The organism is Chryseobacterium indoltheticum, assembly GCF_003815915.1.
Lineage (GTDB): Bacteria > Bacteroidota > Bacteroidia > Flavobacteriales > Weeksellaceae > Chryseobacterium > Chryseobacterium indoltheticum.
In genome coordinates, this window is sequence record NZ_CP033929.1 from 4,122,521 (window position 1) to 4,143,634 (window position 21,114).

The 21,114-nt window shown below is 32.4% G+C and carries 22 protein-coding genes; 16 read left to right on the forward strand and 6 right to left on the reverse strand.

Going from position 1 to position 21,114, the window contains the following annotated elements:
- Positions 1-4 precede the first annotated feature (4 nt).
- Positions 5-1,009, reverse strand: coding sequence for a DHH family phosphoesterase (locus tag EG358_RS18990; RefSeq protein WP_076560307.1), 1,005 nt, complete (start codon positions 1,007-1,009; stop codon positions 5-7).
- A 209-nt stretch (positions 1,010-1,218) separates the two neighbouring features.
- On the opposite strand from EG358_RS18990, the gene rpmH reads away from it, so the two are divergent.
- Together rpmH and EG358_RS19000 are read left to right on the forward strand one after the other, a co-directional pair.
- On the forward strand, positions 1,219-1,377 hold the full coding sequence (gene rpmH / locus EG358_RS18995) for a 50S ribosomal protein L34 (RefSeq protein WP_034679005.1): 159 nt from the start codon (positions 1,219-1,221) through the stop codon (positions 1,375-1,377).
- A 158-nt stretch (positions 1,378-1,535) separates the two neighbouring features.
- The gene (locus tag EG358_RS19000; protein ID WP_076560309.1) at positions 1,536-2,246 is read left to right on the forward strand and encodes a cell division ATP-binding protein FtsE; all 711 of its coding nucleotides are present in this window, start codon (positions 1,536-1,538) and stop codon (positions 2,244-2,246) included.
- Between the two features lie 35 nt (positions 2,247-2,281).
- On the opposite strand, the gene EG358_RS19005 is transcribed toward EG358_RS19000, so the two are convergent.
- Genes EG358_RS19005 through EG358_RS19015 form a run of 3 tightly spaced genes read right to left on the reverse strand, consistent with a single transcriptional unit; the run spans position 2,282 to position 5,029 of the window.
- On the reverse strand, positions 2,282-2,989 hold the full coding sequence (locus EG358_RS19005) for a tRNA1(Val) (adenine(37)-N6)-methyltransferase (protein ID WP_076560311.1): 708 nt from the start codon (positions 2,987-2,989) through the stop codon (positions 2,282-2,284).
- A complete protein-coding gene (locus EG358_RS19010; RefSeq protein ID WP_076560313.1) occupies positions 2,989-4,443 on the reverse strand; it encodes a sensor histidine kinase in 1,455 nt (484 codons plus the stop codon). The genes EG358_RS19005 and EG358_RS19010 overlap by 1 nt, the downstream gene beginning before the upstream one ends.
- Positions 4,433-5,029 carry a riboflavin synthase gene (locus EG358_RS19015; protein ID WP_076560483.1) on the reverse strand — a complete coding sequence of 199 codons (597 nt, stop codon included), beginning with the start codon at positions 5,027-5,029 and terminating at the stop codon, positions 4,433-4,435. The genes EG358_RS19010 and EG358_RS19015 overlap by 11 nt, the downstream gene beginning before the upstream one ends.
- Before the next feature lie 49 nt (positions 5,030-5,078).
- Between EG358_RS19015 and pdxA the strand changes: the two genes are divergently transcribed.
- The 10 genes from pdxA (at position 5,079) to EG358_RS19065 (ending at position 14,207) form a co-directional block, all read left to right on the forward strand.
- Positions 5,079-6,170 carry a 4-hydroxythreonine-4-phosphate dehydrogenase PdxA gene (pdxA, locus tag EG358_RS19020; RefSeq protein ID WP_076560315.1) on the forward strand — a complete coding sequence of 364 codons (1,092 nt, stop codon included), beginning with the start codon at positions 5,079-5,081 and terminating at the stop codon, positions 6,168-6,170.
- 83 nt (positions 6,171-6,253) lie between these two features.
- Positions 6,254-6,778 (forward strand): YceD family protein, encoded by a 525-nt coding sequence (locus EG358_RS19025; RefSeq protein ID WP_076560317.1) that lies wholly within the window; start codon positions 6,254-6,256, stop codon positions 6,776-6,778.
- 59 nt (positions 6,779-6,837) lie between these two features.
- Complete coding sequence (gene rpmF, locus EG358_RS19030; protein ID WP_076560319.1) at positions 6,838-7,041, forward strand: 50S ribosomal protein L32; 204 nt, start codon at positions 6,838-6,840, stop codon at positions 7,039-7,041.
- Positions 7,042-7,168: 127 nt separating this feature from the next.
- Entirely contained in the window at positions 7,169-7,651 is a 483-nt protein-coding gene (gene accB, locus EG358_RS19035; RefSeq protein WP_076560321.1) for an acetyl-CoA carboxylase biotin carboxyl carrier protein, read from the forward strand.
- 97 nt (positions 7,652-7,748) lie between these two features.
- Positions 7,749-9,104 carry an acetyl-CoA carboxylase biotin carboxylase subunit gene (accC, locus tag EG358_RS19040; RefSeq protein WP_076560323.1) on the forward strand — a complete coding sequence of 452 codons (1,356 nt, stop codon included), beginning with the start codon at positions 7,749-7,751 and terminating at the stop codon, positions 9,102-9,104.
- 128 nt (positions 9,105-9,232) lie between these two features.
- Complete coding sequence (locus tag EG358_RS19045; protein WP_076560325.1) at positions 9,233-10,255, forward strand: MAC/perforin domain-containing protein; 1,023 nt, start codon at positions 9,233-9,235, stop codon at positions 10,253-10,255.
- 245 nt (positions 10,256-10,500) lie between these two features.
- Complete coding sequence (gene rocD / locus EG358_RS19050; RefSeq protein ID WP_076560327.1) at positions 10,501-11,751, forward strand: ornithine--oxo-acid transaminase; 1,251 nt, start codon at positions 10,501-10,503, stop codon at positions 11,749-11,751.
- 128 nt (positions 11,752-11,879) lie between these two features.
- Positions 11,880-12,638 (forward strand): glycosyltransferase family 2 protein, encoded by a 759-nt coding sequence (locus EG358_RS19055; RefSeq protein ID WP_076560329.1) that lies wholly within the window; start codon positions 11,880-11,882, stop codon positions 12,636-12,638.
- A 69-nt stretch (positions 12,639-12,707) separates the two neighbouring features.
- Complete coding sequence (locus EG358_RS19060; RefSeq protein ID WP_076560331.1) at positions 12,708-13,463, forward strand: glycosyltransferase family 2 protein; 756 nt, start codon at positions 12,708-12,710, stop codon at positions 13,461-13,463.
- Positions 13,464-13,466: 3 nt separating this feature from the next.
- Positions 13,467-14,207 (forward strand): polysaccharide deacetylase family protein, encoded by a 741-nt coding sequence (locus tag EG358_RS19065; RefSeq protein WP_076560333.1) that lies wholly within the window; start codon positions 13,467-13,469, stop codon positions 14,205-14,207.
- Here EG358_RS19065 and EG358_RS19070 read toward each other — a convergent pair.
- Positions 14,204-15,283, reverse strand: a complete 1,080-nt coding sequence (locus EG358_RS19070; RefSeq protein WP_076560335.1) for a glycosyltransferase family 4 protein — start codon at positions 15,281-15,283, stop codon at positions 14,204-14,206. The genes EG358_RS19065 and EG358_RS19070 overlap by 4 nt on opposite strands.
- A gap of 62 nt (positions 15,284-15,345) precedes the next feature.
- Here EG358_RS19070 and EG358_RS19075 point away from each other — a divergent pair, with 62 nt between their 5' ends.
- Genes EG358_RS19075 through EG358_RS19090 form a run of 4 tightly spaced genes read left to right on the forward strand, consistent with a single transcriptional unit; the run spans position 15,346 to position 19,067 of the window.
- On the forward strand, positions 15,346-16,320 hold the full coding sequence (locus EG358_RS19075; RefSeq protein ID WP_076560337.1) for a glycosyltransferase family protein: 975 nt from the start codon (positions 15,346-15,348) through the stop codon (positions 16,318-16,320).
- Positions 16,321-17,259 carry a glycosyltransferase family 2 protein gene (locus EG358_RS19080; RefSeq protein WP_076560339.1) on the forward strand — a complete coding sequence of 313 codons (939 nt, stop codon included), beginning with the start codon at positions 16,321-16,323 and terminating at the stop codon, positions 17,257-17,259.
- Entirely contained in the window at positions 17,256-18,227 is a 972-nt protein-coding gene (locus EG358_RS19085) for a hypothetical protein (protein ID WP_076560341.1), read from the forward strand. Before EG358_RS19080 ends, EG358_RS19085 begins: the two co-directional genes overlap by 4 nt.
- A gap of 3 nt (positions 18,228-18,230) precedes the next feature.
- On the forward strand, positions 18,231-19,067 hold the full coding sequence (locus EG358_RS19090; protein WP_076560343.1) for a glycosyltransferase: 837 nt from the start codon (positions 18,231-18,233) through the stop codon (positions 19,065-19,067).
- Here the strand turns inward: EG358_RS19090 and EG358_RS19095 are convergent.
- Positions 19,064-21,106, reverse strand: coding sequence for a glycosyltransferase (locus EG358_RS19095; protein WP_076560345.1), 2,043 nt, complete (start codon positions 21,104-21,106; stop codon positions 19,064-19,066). The two genes, EG358_RS19090 and EG358_RS19095, sit on opposite strands and share 4 nt — an antisense overlap.
- Positions 21,107-21,114 lie beyond the last annotated feature (8 nt).

Genomic DNA, 21,114 nt, shown 5'->3' on the forward strand with positions numbered 1-21,114 from the left:
CTAACTACAAATCCTCTTCAGTAATTCTGCTTTTAAAAGTTTCAATCGTATCTGGTAAAGACTCCATCGATTTTCCTCCTGCAGCATTAATGTGACCGCCACCGCTGAAATATTTTCTTGAAAACTGGTTTACGTCTACATCATCTTTACTTCTGAAAGAAATTTTAATAAAATCCTCATAAAGATCTTCCATGAAAAACGCTGCCATTTTTACTCCGACAATACTTAATCCGTAATTTACAAAACCTTCCGTATCGCCTTTCTGGAAACCATATTCCTGAAGCTCTTTTCTCGTAAGATATAAAACCGCAACTTTCCCGTCGTTTACCACTTCTATTCTTCCTAAAATCAAGGCTAATAAATGCAAACGTGAAACGGTATTCGTATCCCAGGTACTTGAGGTAATTACAGAAGGATCTGCGCCTTTTTCAATCAGATTAGCAACAATTCTATGCGTAGTCGCACTTGTAGAACGGAAACGGAAACCTCCTGTATCAGTCATAATTCCGGTATAAAGACATTCTGCAATCTCTTTATTGACTAATTTTTCATCATCCATTGCTTCTATAAAATGATAAATCATCTGACAAGTTGCAGGAATAATAGTATCTGAATAGACAAAATCAAAATCTTCGGGTTGCTGATGGTGATCGATAAGAATTTTCTTTGCTTTCGCTCTCATTAGCCAATCGCCCAAAATCCCGATTCTCGAAGGAGAATTAAAGTCAAGACAGAAAATGACATCAGCTTCATTAATAATATCAAAAGCTACTTTTCTTTTGTATTCACCAATAATATTTTTCTTTGCTTCCGGCATCCATTTCAGGAATTTTGGAAAATCGTTGGGAACCACAACTTCAGCCTCCAGGCCTTTTGCTTTTAAGTAATGTTTTAAGCCTAAACTAGAGCCAATAGCGTCTCCATCCGGATTGTAATGGGTAAGAATAACAATTTTATTTTCCGGTACAAGAAGCTGATTGATGTCTAAAAGTTCTGAAGGTGTAAACATTTTCTATAAATTTGAGTTCCCAAAGATAAAGGTTTTAAACGGAATGAATAGTAAATATAGAATAGCACACGCATAGTTTTTTTATAAATCCATCTATAAATCCATTAAAAATATTTCAAAAAAAGAAAGGTAATATTTGTATCTAATAAAAAAATTAATATCTTTGCAACCTGAAAATTAATAGATAATTACGACTTAAACATATAGTAATGAGTAAAAGAACATTCCAGCCATCAGAAAGAAAGAAAAGAAACAAACACGGTTTCAGAGAAAGAATGTCTACGCCAAACGGAAGAAGAGTTTTGGCAGCTAGAAGAGCTAAAGGCAGAAAAAGCCTTACAGTAAGTTCTGCAAGAGCTAAGAGATAATATTCTTTAGTCAAAAATATACAGATCATGCTTGAAAAGTACTTTTTCAGGCATTTTTTGTTGTTAAAATATATTAATTTTTAGGTTTATAGAATATCTTTTTTTATTTTTAAAATCTGAAAAAAGCGCTTTCTGAAAAGCCTATAAAATTTGAATTTATGCCACATACAAATATCACCGGAGACAGCATTGTAAGTCTGCAGCATGCGAAGATTGCTCAAAAAAGTTTCACGGTACTTTCTGACGTTAACCTTAATATAAAGAAAGGAAGGTTCTGTTATCTTATCGGAAAAACAGGCTCAGGGAAAAGTTCGCTTCTAAAAACTCTTTACGGACACATTCCGTTGGTTGCAGGAAAAGCTGAAGTGGTAGGCTTTGATCTGGCAAAATTAAAAGCGTCTGATGTTCCAAACCTGAGAAGAAAACTTGGGATTGTTTTCCAGGATTTCCAATTGCTTTCTGACAGAACAGTTGAAAAAAACTTAAAATTCGTTTTGGAAGCTACCGGATGGAGCGATAAAACAAAAATTGACGACCGCATCAATGAAGTTCTTTCCAGTGTAAACATGAAGGGCAAAAAACACAAAATGCCGCACGAACTATCTGGTGGAGAACAGCAACGTATCGCCATTGCAAGAGCGCTTTTGAATCATCCTGACTTAATTTTAGCTGATGAGCCGACAGGAAATTTAGATCCTGAAACTTCTAACGAAATTATGACGCTTCTGAAAAAAGTAGCTGAAGATAATCATGCCGCTGTTGTAATGGCAACGCACGATTATCATATGATTCAGAATTTTCCGGGAGAAGCAATAAGATGTGAAGATGGAAAGGTTTCTGTGCTAGATACGGCAGAATTGTTTGAATAAATTATAAGATTTAGAAATTACTAACTTCTAAAAATCTAATTTCCAACTTCTTTTTTAAAGACATGAAACTCTTTTGTGAGTTCAAGATATTGGTCCGAGTATTGTCTCGGACTTTTTTCTATAATAAATTCAGATTCTATTATTTCTTTTTTGTTTAATGAAAATTCCAACACCAATCGTTTTGCTTTTGAACTTTCAATTCCTTTGATATTGACTTGCCGAACCAAAAACAATTTGTTTTTATGAGCAGATTGTATAAAATCATTTCCAGCTTCAAACGGAATAATTACGGATAAAATACCATTTTCAGAAAGCAATTCTGAGGATTTTGAAATAAGCTGTAAGAAATTCAACTCAACAGTCTGCCGCGCCAATTTATCTTTTTCAGAATCAGATTCTTCAAAATAAGGCGGGTTTGAAACAATTAAATCATATTTTTCATCAGTTTGAAATGCTTTGAAATCCTGAAAAATATTTTTTAACCTTAAATGAAATGGAGAATTCTTAAAATTATTTTGGGTAAGATTTGCAGCTTCTTCATTAATGTCAATTCCTAAAAAAACTGCTTTAGAATTTCTTTGAGCCAGCATTAATGAAATCAAACCGGTTCCTGTTCCTATTTCCAAAACCTTTGAAGCGTTTTCAACGTTTGCCAAAGCCCCTAACAAAACGCCATCCGTTCCTACACGAAATACGTCTTTTGACTGCTGAATTTCGAACTGTTTAAACCTAAAAGACTTCACTATAAATTAGTTGGTAGCGTGATGATAAATGTAGAGCCCTTTCCAACTTTTGACTTTACAGAAATTTCTCCTTTGTAGTCTTCAATCATTTTTCTTACCATTGATAAACCAAGTCCCATTCCACTGTTTTTAGACGTGAAATTGGGCTCAAAAATTCTTTCGTACATATCTTCGGGAATTCCGACTCCGTTATCCTGAACCGATATCATAACTCTTCTTTGATGCTGCTCGATATCAACATTTACCAACAAATCTCTATCGTCACTTTTAGCCTGCTTGGCATTGGTTACCAAATTCGTAATAATTCTGGAAAGAAAAACACGATCGATCGTGATCATTATATTGCTTTTATTCGCATGCACAAATATCTGATCGTCGTTGAAAACTCTCAGAATATCTTCTATCTCATTATTAAGATTAATAACTTCATTATTTTTTTCGGGAAGCTTCGCAAATTCTGAGAAAGCTGAAGCCACTGTTGCAATAACATCGATTTGATCTACCATTGTTTTGCTCATCTGCTTCACTCTTTCTGTGACGTTTGGATCTTGTGGATCAAATTTTCTTTCAAAATTCTGAATGGTCAATTTCATGGGAGTCAGCGGATTTTTAACCTCATGCGCTACCTGTTTTGCCATTTCGCGCCAAGCTTCTTCGGACGCCTTAAAACGAAGCCTCTCTTTCTGATCCTGAATCTGAAGAATCATCCTGTTATAAGCCCTAGCCAAAGCATTCAGTTCATCATTTTTATAATACTTGATAGGACGCATTTCATTCTCAAACAGAGTGATACGAGTAATCATATCAGAGAATTTTGTAATATTTTTTGCTAAATTATTTGAAGTCACCCAACTAAGCCAAATACTGAAGGCAATGATCACTAAATCTATTAAAAGAATGTAAACGACATACTTGTGAAGCACCTCCATGTAAGCAGATTCGTTATGATACAAGGGAATGTAAATGATCCCGATTGGCTCCCACATATTATTCTTCAAAACAAGATACGAAGAAGTATAGACCGCATCTTTGGAAGCATCGTAGCCACGCACATCGTACCGGGTTTCTTTTGACAGTATCTTATTAACAATATCCAGAGGCACCTTCTTACGGTCGACCAGATTCAGATCTTTATTTGAGAGTAAATAATTACCTTTCAGATCATAAATAATAATATCGTGTTGATTAATATCTGCAATCTCAAATATTTTATTTCCCAGCACCTTTCTAAGGTCTTCGGTTTGCACAGAACTACGGCTCAGAGCATAATCAAAATATGCCATTACCGCATTGGTTTTTTCCTGCATATCGATCTTGCTTTGTTGCAGCGCATTATTTCGCAACACAAAATAAGGAACAAGAGAAGATGCAGCAACACTTAAAAGACATATTAACAAGAATCCGAAAAATACCCGGTTTCTTAAACTATATCCTTTATATTTATTAAATGCCATTCTGCCTGCTAATTAATTTTGAAATGTATTTACCAATAATATCAAATTCAAGATTGACTTTATCGCCAACCTTAAGTGTATTCATATTGGTAAACTCCCAAGTGTATGGGATAATAGCTACAGAAAACTGAAAATCTTCGCTTTTAGCAACCGTCAAACTAATTCCGTTCATCGTGATAGAACCTTGAGGAACTGTAACAAAATTACCTTCTGAATTATATTGTACAGTAACAAAATAGCTGCCATCTTTGTTTTCGATGCTCACAATTTCTCCGGTTTTGTCTACATGACCTTGCACAATATGTCCATCAAGCCTTCCATCCATCTTCATACAGCGCTCTAAATTGACTACGCTGCCCTGTTTCCATTTGCCTAAATTTGTTTTTTCTAAAGTTTCATTAATTGCAGTAACTACATATTGATCATTTTTAATCTCTACCACCGTCAGACAACAGCCATTATGTGCAAGACTTTGATCAATCTTTAGTTCGTTTGTGAAAGGACAACTTAGTGTAAAGTCTATATTCGTTCCGTTTTCCTGTATTTTCTCAATAACTCCTACTGCTTCAATAATTCCTGTGAACATATTATTTTTTGCTAAATTTGTAAAATTATAATCTTCAAAGATAATCAAAATGAGCCCAAAAAACCATAAAGTACGAGTAGGAATTTCAATTGGTGACTTCAACGGCATTGGCCCGGAAATCATCATGAAATCTCTGATTGACAAAACCATTACAGATTTTTTCACTCCAGTTATTTTTGGATCGGGCAAGCTTTTTACCTATCAGAAAAATCTTTTTAAACTTAATTTAAATTTCAATTACATCACCGAAGCTTCACAAGCCCAAAACGGAAAGCTCAATATGGTGAATCTTGTAAAGGAAAATTCTAATATAGAGTTGGGAAAACCTACCGAAGAATCCACAAAAATGGCAATAGACTCATTAGAAGCTGCAACTGAAGCTTTAATGAAAGGAGAAATTGACGTTTTGGTAACCGCACCGATCAACAAAGACGAAATGGTGAAGATGGGTTTCAAACACGCAGGTCACACCGGCTATTTTGAAGAGAAATTTAATAAAAAAGGATTGATGTTTTTGGTGTCGGAAGATTTGAAGGTAGCTGTATCTACGCATCACATTCCTATTTCTCAGGTTGCTGAAAACATTTCGAAAGAAAAAATAAAAAAACAAATTCGTGCTTTAAACCAGACTTTAATTGAAGACTTTTCGATTGCAAGACCAAAAATTGCTGTTTTAGGTTTAAATCCACATTCAGGCGACGGCGGAGTAATAGGAAACGAAGAAATAGAAATTATTTCTCCTGCTATAAAAGAGCTTGCAGACAACGGAATCCTTACTTTTGGTCCTTTTCCGGCAGACAGTTTTTTTCAGCCCGCAAAATATAAAAACTATGATGCCGTTTTAGCAATGTATCACGATCAGGGATTAGCTCCGTTTAAAACGTTAGCTTATGAAGAAGGCGTAAATTATACCGCCGCACTTCCGTTTATCAGAACATCTCCCGATCATGGTGTAGCCTACGATATTGCGGGGCAAAACATTGCCGATGAGCGCAGTTTTATGGAAGCAATTTTCACGGCGATCAAAATTTTCAATAACAGAAATGATTATAAAGATTTGATGAGCAACCGCCTTCAGCCAAGAAGAATGCCTTCGGATAACGGAATCGATGAAGACCTACCAATAGAAAGTGAAATGTAAAATCTGTAAACGAATTAAAATTAATTTGTTATGAATTTTATTTGTAATATTAAAAAAAATGCATATTTTTGCACACTCATTTTATGGACAAGTTAAGAAACTACGACGTAAGCTTTTCCGGACTAAAAACCGGCAAGCACGAGTTCAAGTTTGAGATAGATAAAGAGTTCTTTCAATTATTTGACACTGATCAGGAATTTACAGATCCTAAAATTGCAGTAGATGTTTTACTTGATAAACACACTACTTTTTTAGAATTTGAAATAAAAGTAAAGGGTACAGTAGAATTGGTTTGTGATATCACCAACGAAGATTTTACCTATCCTATAGAAAACCAAATTGGTATTTTGGTGAAATTTGGGGAAGAGTACGATGACAGCGAAGAAGACGTTATCACCATTCCTGCAAACGATCACGCATTTAATATTTCACAATTGATATATGAAAACGTGGCGCTATCAATACCCATGAAAAAAGTATCACCTAATGTAAGTGATGAAGATTTGGAAATCCTGGAAAAATTCAGTCCAAAAGAAATAGAAGAAGAGCAGGAAGAGAAAAGCGATCCACGATGGGACGCACTAAAAAATTTAAAGAATAAAAATTAAATAGTTTAATGATGAGATGATGAATCTCATCGCTCATCAATTAAAAAAGTTATTACAAAATGGCACATCCAAAGAGAAGACAATCGTCTACAAGAAGAGATAAGAGAAGAACTCATTATAAAGCTGTAGTTCCTCAATTAGCAAAAGATGCAACATCAGGAGAAATGCATTTATACCACAGAGCTCACTGGCATGAAGGAAAACTATATTACAGAGGTAAAATAGTTATGGAAAAAGAAGTAGCTACTACTGAAGAAAACTAAGAGTCGTTTTTCATCGAAAAACACCCGTTTTAATACAGAAACCGTCCAATTTTTATAAAATTTGGCGGTTTTTTGTTGTTTTTTGTGTTTTTTTGGTATCTTTGACGGCAAATCAAATATCAAATTTATGGACATTAAAGACATACAGAATCTTATTAAGTTTGTATCTAAAGCTGAGGTTTCAGAAGTAAAATATAAAACTAAAGATTTCGAAATTACTATTAAAACTCCGCTTGGAGGTAATGAAGTAAGCTATGTTGCTCAGCCTGCAATGTATCAGCAAGCTCCACAACAGGTGGCTCCAGGACATGCTCCGGCTTCGGTTTCTGCATCTCCGGAAAAAACAGAAGCGGTTTCTGACGATAGTAAATATGTAACTATTAAATCTCCAATGATCGGAACTTTCTACAGAAAACCATCTCCTGATAAAGATGTTTTCATCAACGTAGGTGACGAAGTTTCAAACGGAAAAGTAGTTTGTGTAATCGAAGCAATGAAGTTATTCAACCAAATCGAATCTGAAGTAAGCGGTAAAATCGTTAAGATTTTAGTGGACGATGCTACTCCGGTTGAATACGACCAACCATTATTCTTAGTAGATCCATCTTAATTAGAAGTTAGATGTTAGACATTAGATGTTAGATTAAATTCTACATTAAAATAACATTATCTAATTTTCAAATTATCTAATTTTCAAATTGAAGAAGATGTTCAAAAAAATATTAATTGCCAATCGTGGCGAAATTGCAATGCGTATTTTACGTACTTGTAAAGAAATGGGAATCAAAACCGTTGCGGTATATTCTACTGCCGACAAAGACAGTCTTCACGTAAGATTTGCTGACGAGGCTGTTTGTATTGGTCCCGCAATGAGTAAAGACTCCTATCTTAAAATCCCTAATATTATTGCTGCTGCAGAGATTACCAATGCAGATGCAATTCACCCGGGGTATGGTTTCTTATCTGAAAATGCTAATTTCTCAAGAATCTGCCAGAAAAACGGTATCAAATTTATTGGTGCAAGTCCTGAGCAAATCGAAAGAATGGGAGACAAAGCAAACGCTAAAGCAACCATGAAAGCTGCAAACGTACCTTGTGTACCAGGTTCTGAAGGTTTAATTGAATCTTATGAGCACGCAGTAAAAACAGCAGAAGAAACAGGTTATCCCGTAATGATCAAAGCTACCGCTGGTGGTGGAGGTAAAGGGATGAGAGCTGTTTGGAAAGCTGAAGATCTTAAAGAACATTGGGAATCTGCAATTCAGGAAGCTGTTGCAGCCTTCGGAAACGGAGGTATGTACATGGAAAAACTGATTGAAGAGCCAAGACATATCGAGATTCAGGTTGCAGGTGACCAATTTGGTAAAGCTTGTCACCTTTCTGAAAGAGACTGTTCTGTACAAAGAAGAAATCAGAAATTAACTGAAGAAACTCCTTCTCCATTCATGACTGACGAACTTCGTGAGAAAATGGGTGAAGCAGCGGTAAAAGCAGCTGAATTTATCGGGTACGAAGGTGTAGGTACTATCGAATTCCTTGTGGACAAACACAGAAATTTCTATTTCATGGAAATGAATACGAGAATTCAGGTTGAGCACCCAATTACTGAGCAGGTAATTGACTATGATTTGATCAGAGAGCAAATTCTTCTGGCAGCAGGAACTCCTATTTCAGGAATCAACCATTATCCAAAATTACATTCTATTGAGTGTAGAATCAATGCGGAAGATCCTTATGCTGATTTCAGACCTTCACCGGGGAAAATCACTGGATTAAACATTCCTGGCGGACACGGGATCAGAGTTGATACTCATGTATATTCAGGATACACGATTCCTTCGAACTATGATTCTATGATTGCAAAACTGATTACAACGGCTCAAACCCGTGAAGAAGCAATTGCAAAAATGAAACGTGCTTTAGAGGAGTTTTATATTGAAGGAGTAAAAACTACTATTCCTTTCCACAGACAATTAATGGAAGATGAAGATTATCTTTCAGGTAACTATACTACAAAATTCATGGAGAGTTTTGTAATGGATAAAAAGTATGATAATCACTAAGATTATTTTAAAATACATATTTAAAACCGCTTCACTTGAGGCGGTTTTTTTATTTAAAATGACTTTTATCATAAAGTAAATTTTCCCAATCTAATGATTTAATTATATTTTAGAGAAATATTTATTATATGAAAAAACTTTTCTTTTTATCATTATCTACAATGATGATGATGTCTGTAATATCTTGTTCAACAGAAACAAATGACGAATTACTAAATGAAAAAACTATAGAAAATGTTGAAGACTGGGATCACATTCAGCTTACAATTACAGATTCGTCAAAGCAACTTGGAAAATACAATGCATTAGGTTATGGTTATAATGTTTTGGGTGAATATGCAAACGAAAACTCTACAACATTAAAAATAATCGATACAGATAAATTTAAAGCAGAACATCACCCGCGTTTATCTGAAGAGAATCTATTGTCTAATGAATATACCGAAAACTACGGAGAAGATGCAGCTGCTTATTTCCAAATGATTTCAAAAAAAGTTTCAGCCACTCAGCAATTTAAGGTATATGGCAAAACCATCCCGTTTTCATCAGCTATTTTAAGCAACAAAAAATATGATCCACATTTCATTTATGGAAATTACAGTCATATCATAAAACAAAAAAGATTTAGATTGAATGAGAGTCATGAACTTTTGAGCAATTATTTAACTGCAAATTTCTCAAAAGATCTTGAGGAAAAAACAGCTGAGCAAATTGTCAAAAAATATGGGACTCATGTGGCAGTAGATATATACACAGGATCTATTATTGATATGATCTTTCAAGCCAAAACAACCAATCCTGACCGTGCAAGCGCAGCAAGAATTGGAATAAAAACTATTGTTGGCACAGATAACGAAATTGATACTCAAGCGGCTTCAAAAAATTACGAAAAAAAATTATTTTACAAAACAAGAGGAGGAGATAAATCATTGGCTATGGCGGGAATTTTTAATCTCAAAAAAATGACCCCAACCATTAATTTTTATAATTGGCAAAGCACCTCTACAACAGAAAATGCTGTGCTAGTAGATTTCGGTGATAACGGATTAATATTTTTATATGATCTAGTTAAAGATCCCTCTAAGAAAGCTGAACTAAAGTTGTATATTGACCAATATATAAATGAAAATCAAGTTGTTCTAGAATCTTAAATCTATTTTATCATCAAAATTATCTATAGATCCGTCAGTAAAATGGCGGATCATTTTAATGCAAAACATTTAAATTTAATTTCTAAAAGATATAAAAACTGCAAGTCATAATGAGTTTGAGCAATATCTTCTAAATGATTATTTCATATCAACAATACATACTTGAATATACCTAATATTCAGCATCATTATTCTGTTGAACCATCTTATTTATTATACTTAAATTTGTAAAAAAGGAAAAAGATATGTCAACAGCAGAACAAACAAAAAACTCACAATATTTCATAGAATTAGAAGAAAAACACGGTGCTCACAATTATCATCCGCTTCCAGTGGTTTTAGATAAAGGAGAAGGTGTTTTTGTTTGGGATGTTGAAGGTAAAAGATATTACGATTTCCTTTCCGCTTATTCGGCTGTCAACCAAGGACATTCTCACCCAAAAATTGTTGATGCTTTAGTTAATCAGGCTAAAAAACTAGCTTTAACTTCAAGAGCTTTTTACAATTCGAATTTGGGAGAATACGAGAAAAAAATCACTACACTTTTCGGATTTGATAAGGTTTTACCAATGAATTCCGGAGCTGAAGCTGTGGAAACTGCAGTAAAATTAGCCAGAAAATGGAGCTATGAAGTAAAAGGAATTTCAGAAAATGCAGCAAAAATTGTAGTTTGTGAAAATAATTTCCATGGAAGAACGACAACAATTGTTTCTTTCTCAAACGATCCTGATGCCAATAAAAACTATGGTCCTTTCACACCTGGATTTGTAAAAATTCCTTATAATGACCTTTCAGCTTTAGAAGAAGTTCTAAAAAACGATGCGCAAAATATTGCTGCGTTTTTGGTTGAACCCATTCAAGGTGAAGCAGGAGTTTACGTTCCTGATGAAAATTTCCTGAAAAATGCTTTAGAATTATGCAAAAAATACAACGTTCTTTTCATTGCAGACGAAGTACAGACAGGAATTGCAAGAACAGGTAAGCTGATTGCATGTCATCACGAAGAGGTACAACCTGATATTTTAATTTTAGGAAAAGCACTTTCCGGTGGAATGTATCCCGTGTCAGCGGTTTTGGCGAATGACGAGATTATGAATGTAATCAAGCCAGGTCAGCACGGTTCTACTTTTGGAGGAAATCCTATCGCATGTGCCGTTGCAATTGCTGCGCTGGATGTAGTAGAAGAAGAAAAGCTTTCTGAAAGAGCTGAAGAATTAGGAAAATTATTCAGAAGTGAAATTGAAAAGCTTATCGAGAAATCAGATTTGATTACCAAAGTAAGAGGAAAAGGTTTGCTTAATGCAATCTTAATTAATGATACACCTGAAAGTTCTACAGCATGGAATCTTTGTTTACAATTAAAAGAAAACGGTCTTTTAGCTAAACCAACCCACGGAAACATTATCAGGCTGGCACCGCCATTGGTAATCACAGAAGAGCAATTATTAGATTGTGTAAAGATTATCGAAAAGACAATCTTAGAATTCAAAAAATAAAATCAAAATATTTTCATACTAATAACACTCTAAATCAGAGTGTTATTTTTTTATTTAGGAAATAGAACAAACGATTGTTTAACTATCGGGCTTATTTTTCATCTAATATTAGTTAAAATACAGATGTTATGGAAAATCCGAAAATAAGTGCTTTATTAATTGTCTTTAATGAAGAAAAAAATATTGAAGAGGCTCTCAAATCGGTCGAATTTGCTGACGAGATTATTGTTTTAGATTCTTTTAGTACAGATAAAACTGTTGATATTATAAAAAATAAATATCCAAACATAAAGCTTTATCAAAACAAATTTGAAGATTTCACCAAGCAGCGTAATCTCTGCATTTCCTATGCAAAAAACGACTGGATTTTATTTTTAGATGCAGACGAGAGAATTACTCCGGAATTGAAAAATGAAATTCTAAAAGAAATTAAAAAACCGGTCACCAGAAAAGCCTATTTCTTTAAGAGGAAATTCTTTTTTATGGGTGAAAAAGTAAATTATTCTGGAACACAAAATGATAAAAACATTCGTTTATTCAAAAAAGAAGTGGCTCATTATGACGAAAACAAAAGAGTTCACGAAGGATTAAGCAATCTTGACAATCCTGGAACTTTACAAAATTATCTTCTTCATTTTTCCTTTGATTCTTATGAAGCTTATTACAAAAAAGTAATTCATTACTCAAAACTCAAAGCAAAAGATTTACATGAAAAAGGAATTCCATATCAATTGATAAAACAATTATCAAAAAGTGCCTTCAGCTTCTTCAAAATGTATATTTTAAAACTAGGGATCTTAGATGGTAAAAAAGGCTTAACACTCTCCTACTTAAGTGCTTTAAGCTCTTTTAAAACTTATGAATTTTTAAAAGAAAAATATTCATAATAATTTATTTTTATCAAATATAGAATTCTGAAAATAAACTGTATTTTTGCAGCAGTAAGTCACTAATTTATGAAGCTTTCTGTAGCAATGATTACTTTTAACGAAGAAAGGATAATTGAAAAAAACCTGAATGCTGTTTACGACTTAGCCGACGAAATTATTATCGTCGACAGTTTTTCTACAGACAGTACAAAAGAAATTTGTCTAAAATTTCCGAAAGTGAAATTTATTCAGCAAAAATTCTTAGGCTTTGGCAAACAAAAAAATTTAGCGATTGAACAATGTCAATCAGAATGGATTTTATTTTTAGATTCTGATGAAATTCCTAACGAAGAACTCATCGATTCCATTCGAAGAATCATTTCTGAACCAAAATCGGCATTTAATGTTTACGATGTAGAATTCAACAATATCTTTTTGGGTGAAACATTGAAATACGGAGGTTGGGGAAATATAAAAAGAGAAAGACTCTTCAAAAAAGGTCACGGAAAATACTCTGAAGACATTGTACATGAAGCCTTTGCGACAACCGAAACCAAAGGCAAACTGAAAGGAAAAATAAATCATTACACATACAAAGACATTTATCATCACATCGAAAAATCTAATAAATACACTTCGATGATGGCAGAAAAGATGTATAAAAATGGTAAAAAATCGAATATTTTTAAAATTCTTTTTAAGCCTTTGTTTCAATTTTTCAAATCATATTTTTTACGTTTAGGCTTTCTTGACGGTTTAGTTGGTTATTATGCAGCGGCAACAGCGGCTTTTTATACCTTTCTTAAATATAAAAAACTTCACGAAATCTATAAATTCAGATAGATTATGATTTCGGTTCTTAAACGAATTTTAGGCTTTTCAAAAAAAGAAAGCATTCGCATCTTAATGTATCATCAGGTTTTACCACAATCAATTGCTTACAAAAATGATCTAATTGTAACTGTAGAAAATCTTGAAGAGCAACTTACTTACATCAAAAACAATTTCACAACAGTATTTTTCAAGGATTTGGAATACTCAAAATCGGTTGAAAACAAAATCATATTAACCTTGGATGACGGGTATTACAATAATTTGCGATATCTCATGCCGTTGCTCGAAAAACACCAAATGAAAGCGACAATTTTCATTCCTACCGAGCTTATTCAGAATAATATAAATGGAGAAGAAAGGGTATACATGAATTTTGATGAGATAAGATCTTTAAATTCAAAATTAATTGAAATAGCTTTACACAGTCATTCACATCGTAATTTTTCTCAATTAAAATTACAAGAAGCCGAAACCGATCTTTTAAAAAATATTGAAATTTTAGAACAGAATGGAATTAATTTTACAAAAGTTCTGGCATATCCTTACGGGAAATTTCCGAAAGAAAAAGAGCGTAGAAAAGAATTCTTTGAAATGCTCGAAAAAATCGGGATTACTTCTGCTATGAGAATTGGCAATAACATTGCAGCTTACCCATTTAAAAACAGATTTGAGGTTAACCGTATCGACATCAAATACGGAGACACTTTAAAAACTTTTAAAAGGAAACTTAAATTTGGCAAAACTAAACTTTAATTTAAAAGCCTTTCATACAACTTTTCATAAGATGCAGCCATTTGTTTATAACTAAATTGCGAAGCTCTTTCCTTCAATTTTGTGATAAAATTTTCCTGATCAGCATAAAATTTTTCAATTCCTTCACTATATGTTTTTCGCATCGAGTCACCAGAAAAGTTATTAAAGTAAAAAGCCAAATCACCACCAATTTCCGGAAGGCTGGTTAAATTACTTAGAAAAATAGGCTTCCCAAAATACATGGCTTCAACCGGAGGAATCCCAAAACCTTCCGCCAATGAAGGATGACAATAAGATTCGCAATGTTGAAGCAAAAAGTACTTTTCGTTATTTTCTACATTTTCTAAAATGTGAACTCTTTTTTCGAAGCCTGAATTTTTAACTTTCTCAAGGAAACTCTCTTTATAAGCTGATTTAGCAGACGAAGTTATCAGAACCAAATCTTGATCATTATCTTTGAGAAGTTCTAATAAAACTTCCTGATTTTTTTTAGGAAAAAGCACGCCGATATTGAGTATAAATTTTCGATCGATAAATTCATATTTTTTTTTAGAACTAAATTTTTCGTTTTTGGGAAAAATCAGCCCGTTGTAAATAACTTCCACTTCAACGTCATTTTTTAAGGTAAATAAATGTTTATTTTTGAGGAAATCATTTTTTACAAATTCTGAAATACAAACAATAGCATCTGCGTTTCCTATATTTTTCTGAACTAGTTTTTTAGATTTCTCAATTTTTCTGGCAGAACTTTTATCATGAAGAAAGTTCAAATCATGCAGGGTAACAACTTTTTTCTGATTTGATTTTTTAGAATGAAAATAATCTGATAATTGATGCGTTACATGTATTAAAGAAAAAGACGAAGTATTTACTTTAATTTTTTTATGCCAAAATTTCCAGTTAATGATCTTAAAATCAGATTGTATTGCCGGAATATTCGTTGCCGGACCGTAAAAGGTGTAATTGAAATGGCACAATTTTTCGTCTAAACCCTTGATTAAGGAAATACAGACATTTGCAATTCCTGATCTTGGGTATTTGAGTCGCTCAACATCGATTAGAATATTCTTTTTCATGAAAAAAGTGGGCATTTCCTCAAAAATAGAAATTTAAATTTTAAAATCTTTACTTTTGTTTTATGAAAATTTGTTTAATCAGTTTTGATTTTTGGCATTATGATGAACATATCGTAAATAAACTAAAAGAAAAAGGTGTAGAAGCGTACCATATCAATATTGGAGCCTTTACACACAAAAATTTTGGTGCAAGGGTAAAGAATGCGATGAGCAAAGTTTTTATCGGAAAAAATCTGAAACACGAAAAAAGACAAAATTTTATCATCGATTCTCTTAAAAAGATAGGAAAACAGGATCAAATCCTTGTAATTAACCCTGAAAGTATAGAAGAGCATGTGCATGAAGTGATCAGAAAATACGCAGATCGAAATATTGCTTATTTATACGACAGCATGTCGAGAAATCCGGCTCAGCATATTTTACATTTTTTTGATACCGTTTTTTCTTTTGATGACGAAGATGTGAAAGAACATGGGTTTAAAAAAATAACCAACTATAATTATCTCAAATATTGCCCTAAAGAGGAGCAAAACCCGCATCTTGATCTTTTTTACATTACCTCTTACGATACGCAGAGATTACAGAAACTCAATTTCTTAATTAATAAGATTAATGATCTAAATATCAATTTTAAAACAATTGTAGCCGGTAAGAAAAGTTGGAAAAACAAAATCACACAGATTGTTGACTCGAAAAATATTAATATCATTAAATTCAGAACCAAAAACATTCCTCAACAATCATTACCTAAGTTATATAAAAATACAAAAGTAATTCTTGATCTTCAAAGAGATAATCAGATGGGGCTAAGTTTTCGTATTTTTGAGGCAATGGCTTTAGAAAAAAAGTTCATCACAGACAATCAAACGATTAAAAATTACGATTTTTATAATCCGGAAAATATTTTGATTCTCAATGATGATTTCAGTAATATTGAAAAGTCGTTTTTTGAAACCGAATATCAAAAACTTCCAGACGAAGTTTATCATAAATACACTTTGGACAATTGGGTGAATACTGTTTTTAATCTGAGCTAAATGACAAAAATTTCTGTTGCACTTTGTACTTATAACGGTGAAAAATTTATCCGTGAGCAGATTGATTCTATTCTTGACCAGTCATTGAAAGTAGATGAAATTGTAGTCTGCGACGACGGCTCAACAGATCAAACCAAAAACATTTTAGCTGAATACGAAAAGAATTTTCCAAATATTTTCAAAATTCATCTTAATGAAAAAAATTTGCGAAGTGTAAAAAACTTTGAAAAAGCGATCTCAATTTGTACCGGCGAAATTATATTTTTGAGCGATCAGGATGATGTGTGGGAAAAAGATAAGGTGAAAATGTTCGCTAATTTTTTCGAAAATAATAAAAACATCGATGTTGTATGCTCAAACGGATTTATTATTGATGAAAACAGTGTACAAAAAAAACATTATACAGTTTGGGATGTTCCAAAATTTTTAAGCGAAAGTAAAAAAGAAATCAACTATTTTAAAATTTTTGCAACCATTGGAAATTTTGCAACAGGTGCGTCAATGGCAATCAGAAAATCATTTACTAATCAGGTTTTGCCTTTTCCAACTGTTGAAGGTTTACATCATGATGAGTGGATTGCATTGGTTTCTGCCGAACAAAAAAAGTTTGCCTTTTTAAATGAACAACTCTTTTCCTACCGTATTCACGGCGAACAACAAGTTGGAGGAATTTGCCATTCTAAAGATGAGGCTTCTAAAAAGAAACTTATCAGCCGTTTTGATTATGATAAAAAGACTGAAATATTCAGAGATTTTAAAATAAAATTGAGAACACTTAATGATAAAGAAAGAAAGTTTTCGGCTTATCTTGAAAAAGATTTTAATGAAGATGCAAAAAGATTTTTGAAAGAAGTGCAAAATGAAAAAAACGCTTTATACCAAAAATTAAAATCTGAACATTTTATTCTTTTCCTATTCTTTAAATATTTTTACCGATGAACAGAATCCTCATCATTATGCATAACTATGCAGGAATTTCAGACCTCATCAAAAAAAACCTGGAATATCTGAATTATAACAATGTAGATTTTTTGCTGTATTCTGATGAGAAATTCAGATATAAAAACTGGCGTGAGCAACTTAATAATATTTACCGAAAAACAGTTTTAGGAGACAAAAAGTATAAAGAAATTCTGAGGAAAGCCTTTATAGAAAATACTTTGAGAGAAAAGGCTAAAAGATTACCCGAATATGAAACAATTTTGGTGATGACAACAGATTTTTTTTCGGAAGAGTTTTTAAGCATCATCAGAACCAAAACTAAAAAACTAGTCGGAAATCATTGGGACGGACTCAGCAGAACGCCAGATGTTTATCCAAAACTAAAATTCTTTGATAAGTTTTTCGTATTTGATAAAAATGATGTTGATGAAAAGAAAAATATCTTCTTTCTGACTAATTTCTTTTTTAATTTTGAAGAAGAGAAAACTCAACCAATCATTAAAAATGATGTTTTCTACATCGGAACGTATGTGGAACAGCGATTTAAAACATTAAAAGAGTTTTCAGCAATTTTAAGTCTCAAAAAAATCAGTCAAAAAATACTTCTTTTCAGTTGGGACAAAAGAGAACCTGAAGGAGAAATCAATTTCACAAATCAATTTCTGACGTACGATGAAAATATGGGCTGGGTTAAAAGTTCAAAAGCTCTTTTGGATTTAAAATTAAAAGAGCATAATGGATTGTCTTTCCGGTTTTTTGAAGCGCTGAAATACGAAAAGAAATTAATTACCGATAACCCGGATGTGAAAAATTACGATTTTTACAGACAAGGAAATATATTCATCATCGGTGAAGATTCTGAAGAAAATCTGAATAATTTTATTGAAAATCCTTATCAGGAAATTCCTGCAGAAATCAAAAATAAATACAGTTTTGAAAGCTGGTTTAAAACACTTATTTCTTAAGACATGAACGAAAAAATCTCTATCATTATTCCTTATTACAAAGGTGAAAACTATATTCATGAAACTCTGAAAAGTGTTTATGATCAAACGTATCAGGATTTTGAAGTTATTATTGTGAATGATGGTTCCGAAAGATCTGCTTTAGATTTAATTGAAAAAAATAGCGATTTCAAAAATTTAAAAATCATTCATCAGGAAAATCAAGGCCAATCTTCTGCCCGAAATAACGGTGTAAAATCGGCTACAGGAAAATATATTCTCTTTTTGGATTGTGATGATCTTATTGACAAAAAATTTTTAGATAAAACACATCAGATTCTTTCAAAAAACAATGAAATAAGAATCTGCTACACCAAAGGAAAATTCTTCGAAAAAACAGACACAGAATGGGTTCTGCAGCCTTTCAATACTTTTGATTTCTTAATTGAAAACTGTATTCCGATTACTGCACTTATTTATAAAGAAGATTTCGAAAAAGTGGGTGGTTTTGATACTCAATTAAACTATTACGAAGATTGGGATTTCTGGATTTCTTTGGTTGAAATTGGTGCGAAAGTTCATAAAATTGATGAGTTTTTATTCTTTTACAGAATCAGAAATACCACAGATTCGCTTACCAATACAAGTATTGATAACAGTTCGAGGCTTTCTGATAATTTCTTTGAAATTTATAAGAAACATTATACTTTTTACAAACAAAACGGGCTTGATTTTCACAGCATTATGAGCTTAATTCGTGAGAATAAAAAGTATAAATCAAAATATTATGATGAATGGTACAGAAAATTGATTTACAAATTTTTTAAGCCTAAAAAGTATCAGAAAATTTATAAAAATTAATTTCTGAACCCTAAATACTGAAGCATATTTTTAATATTCTGCTCCTGAGTTTCTATAGAAAATTTTGAAAGCGGTAAAAGACTGTTTTCGTGCAACGTCCGCCAAAGATTTTCATTATCATATAATTCAAGAATTTTATCTGCAAAATTTTGAGGATTTTCATCTGAAATTAACGCCGTTTTTGCATTTTCTAAGCTCATTCCTTCTGCACCAATTCCGGTAGTAATTACAGGTAATTTGAATTCTAAAGCCTGTCCGATTTTTCCTTTTACTCCGGCTCCGTAACGAAGTGGTGCTACAAAAACTCTTGAATTCTCAAACCAAAAATCTACGGTTTCCTGATATCCTAAAATCTGAAAGCGATCGGAATGATATTTTTCTTTCAAATCGGCAGGGAAATCTGGTCCCAACATAAAGATTTTAATCTGATTATTTTTTGCCCAAACTAAAGGCATAATCTGGTTATGTAAAAATTTTACAGCATCAATATTTGGCAAATGATTGTAACCGCCAATGAAAAGCAAGCCTTCTCTTTCGGAAAAACTCAACGGAATATTTTTTACAGGTTTGTGAATATTACTCACCGTGAAAATTTTATCTTTTTTGACTCCGTTTTCAGAAACTGTATTTTTTTCTTCGTCGCTGATAGAAATCACCGCATCTGAAATATTCATTCCTGCATATTCTTTTTCTTTGAAGAAAATTATTTCCCGTTCTCTTTCTTTTGTGACAACATCAATATAATTATTTTCGCGCTCCAATCTCAGATAATGAAGATCAACCATATCGTAAATGATTTTTTGTCCGCTTATCTTATCCTTAATTAGATTGTACCAATGATTAAATCCTAAAGGTCTGAAGATCCAGATAACATCGACATACAACAAAGTGTTTACAACCTGATCTTCTACTTTTACAATTTTATTTTGAGCATTTACATAATCTTTGCAAATCTCAACTCCTGCATTTTGAAAATAAGTGATATAATCGGAATCTTTAGTTTTATCAAAATGTTTAACCGCTAAAACAATGTGATGTCCGTTTCTCTGAAGAATCTTTATAATTTCCATAAACCTTCTTGAACCGGAATCCTGATCTGGTTTTGGCATATTTTCTTCCAGAAAGAGAAAATTTGGAGTTTTGTAATGAGCGTTATAATTAATTTTCTCGCTCTTTACATATTTTTTATTGGTAAAATAAGAATTCCAATGATCAGCGAAAACTTTTCGATCAGTATTATTTTCTGCTTTAAAAGAATTATCAAAACAAACAACTTCTGAAAGAGGGTGATAATAAGTGTCTAAATTATCTTCTTTTTTCAGTTTCAAACATAAATCAGCTTCTGCAAAATAGGGCGAAGAAAAATTTTCGTTCAGTAGATTTAAATCTCCGTTTTCTTTGGTTTTCCGGAACAATAAACTTCCGGCGCAAAAATCTACTTTTCTTAAAAAATTAACTTGAGGAGCATCAATTGCTTCAGATTTACTAAATTCAACAATTTCAGAATTTTCACAAACCAAATTTCCTGCCTCGATTATAGTATTGTTGATAGAAATCATTTTAGAACCAACTGAACCTACGTTTTCTTTGATATTAAAAACTTCTATCAAACGTGACAAATAATTTTCCTGAACCAAAACATGAGAATCTAAAAGATAAATAAATTTCCCTTTTGCATTTTCAATGGCAAGATTTACATTTTGAGTTAAACCAATACTTTCTTCATGTCCGATTATAATTATTCCCTTTATTTTTTCTAAATAGTTCTGGGTTTCATCGTTACTTTTACTATTAATAACAATAATTTCTTTGAGAATATTTCGGTCAAATTTTTCAATATAATAAAGACAATTGAGCAACAGTTTCACATCATTTACATTATGAATAATAATTGAAACTTCAGAGTTTGCGTCTGTGGAAAAATTAAATGGGTGACTTTTAAAAAAATCAAGATTAAGAAGATTGATGGTTAACTTTCTTCTATTTTTGATGAATTGATAATCTTTGATTTTATTTTTAAAAAATCTTTTAATTCCCATTTTAAATT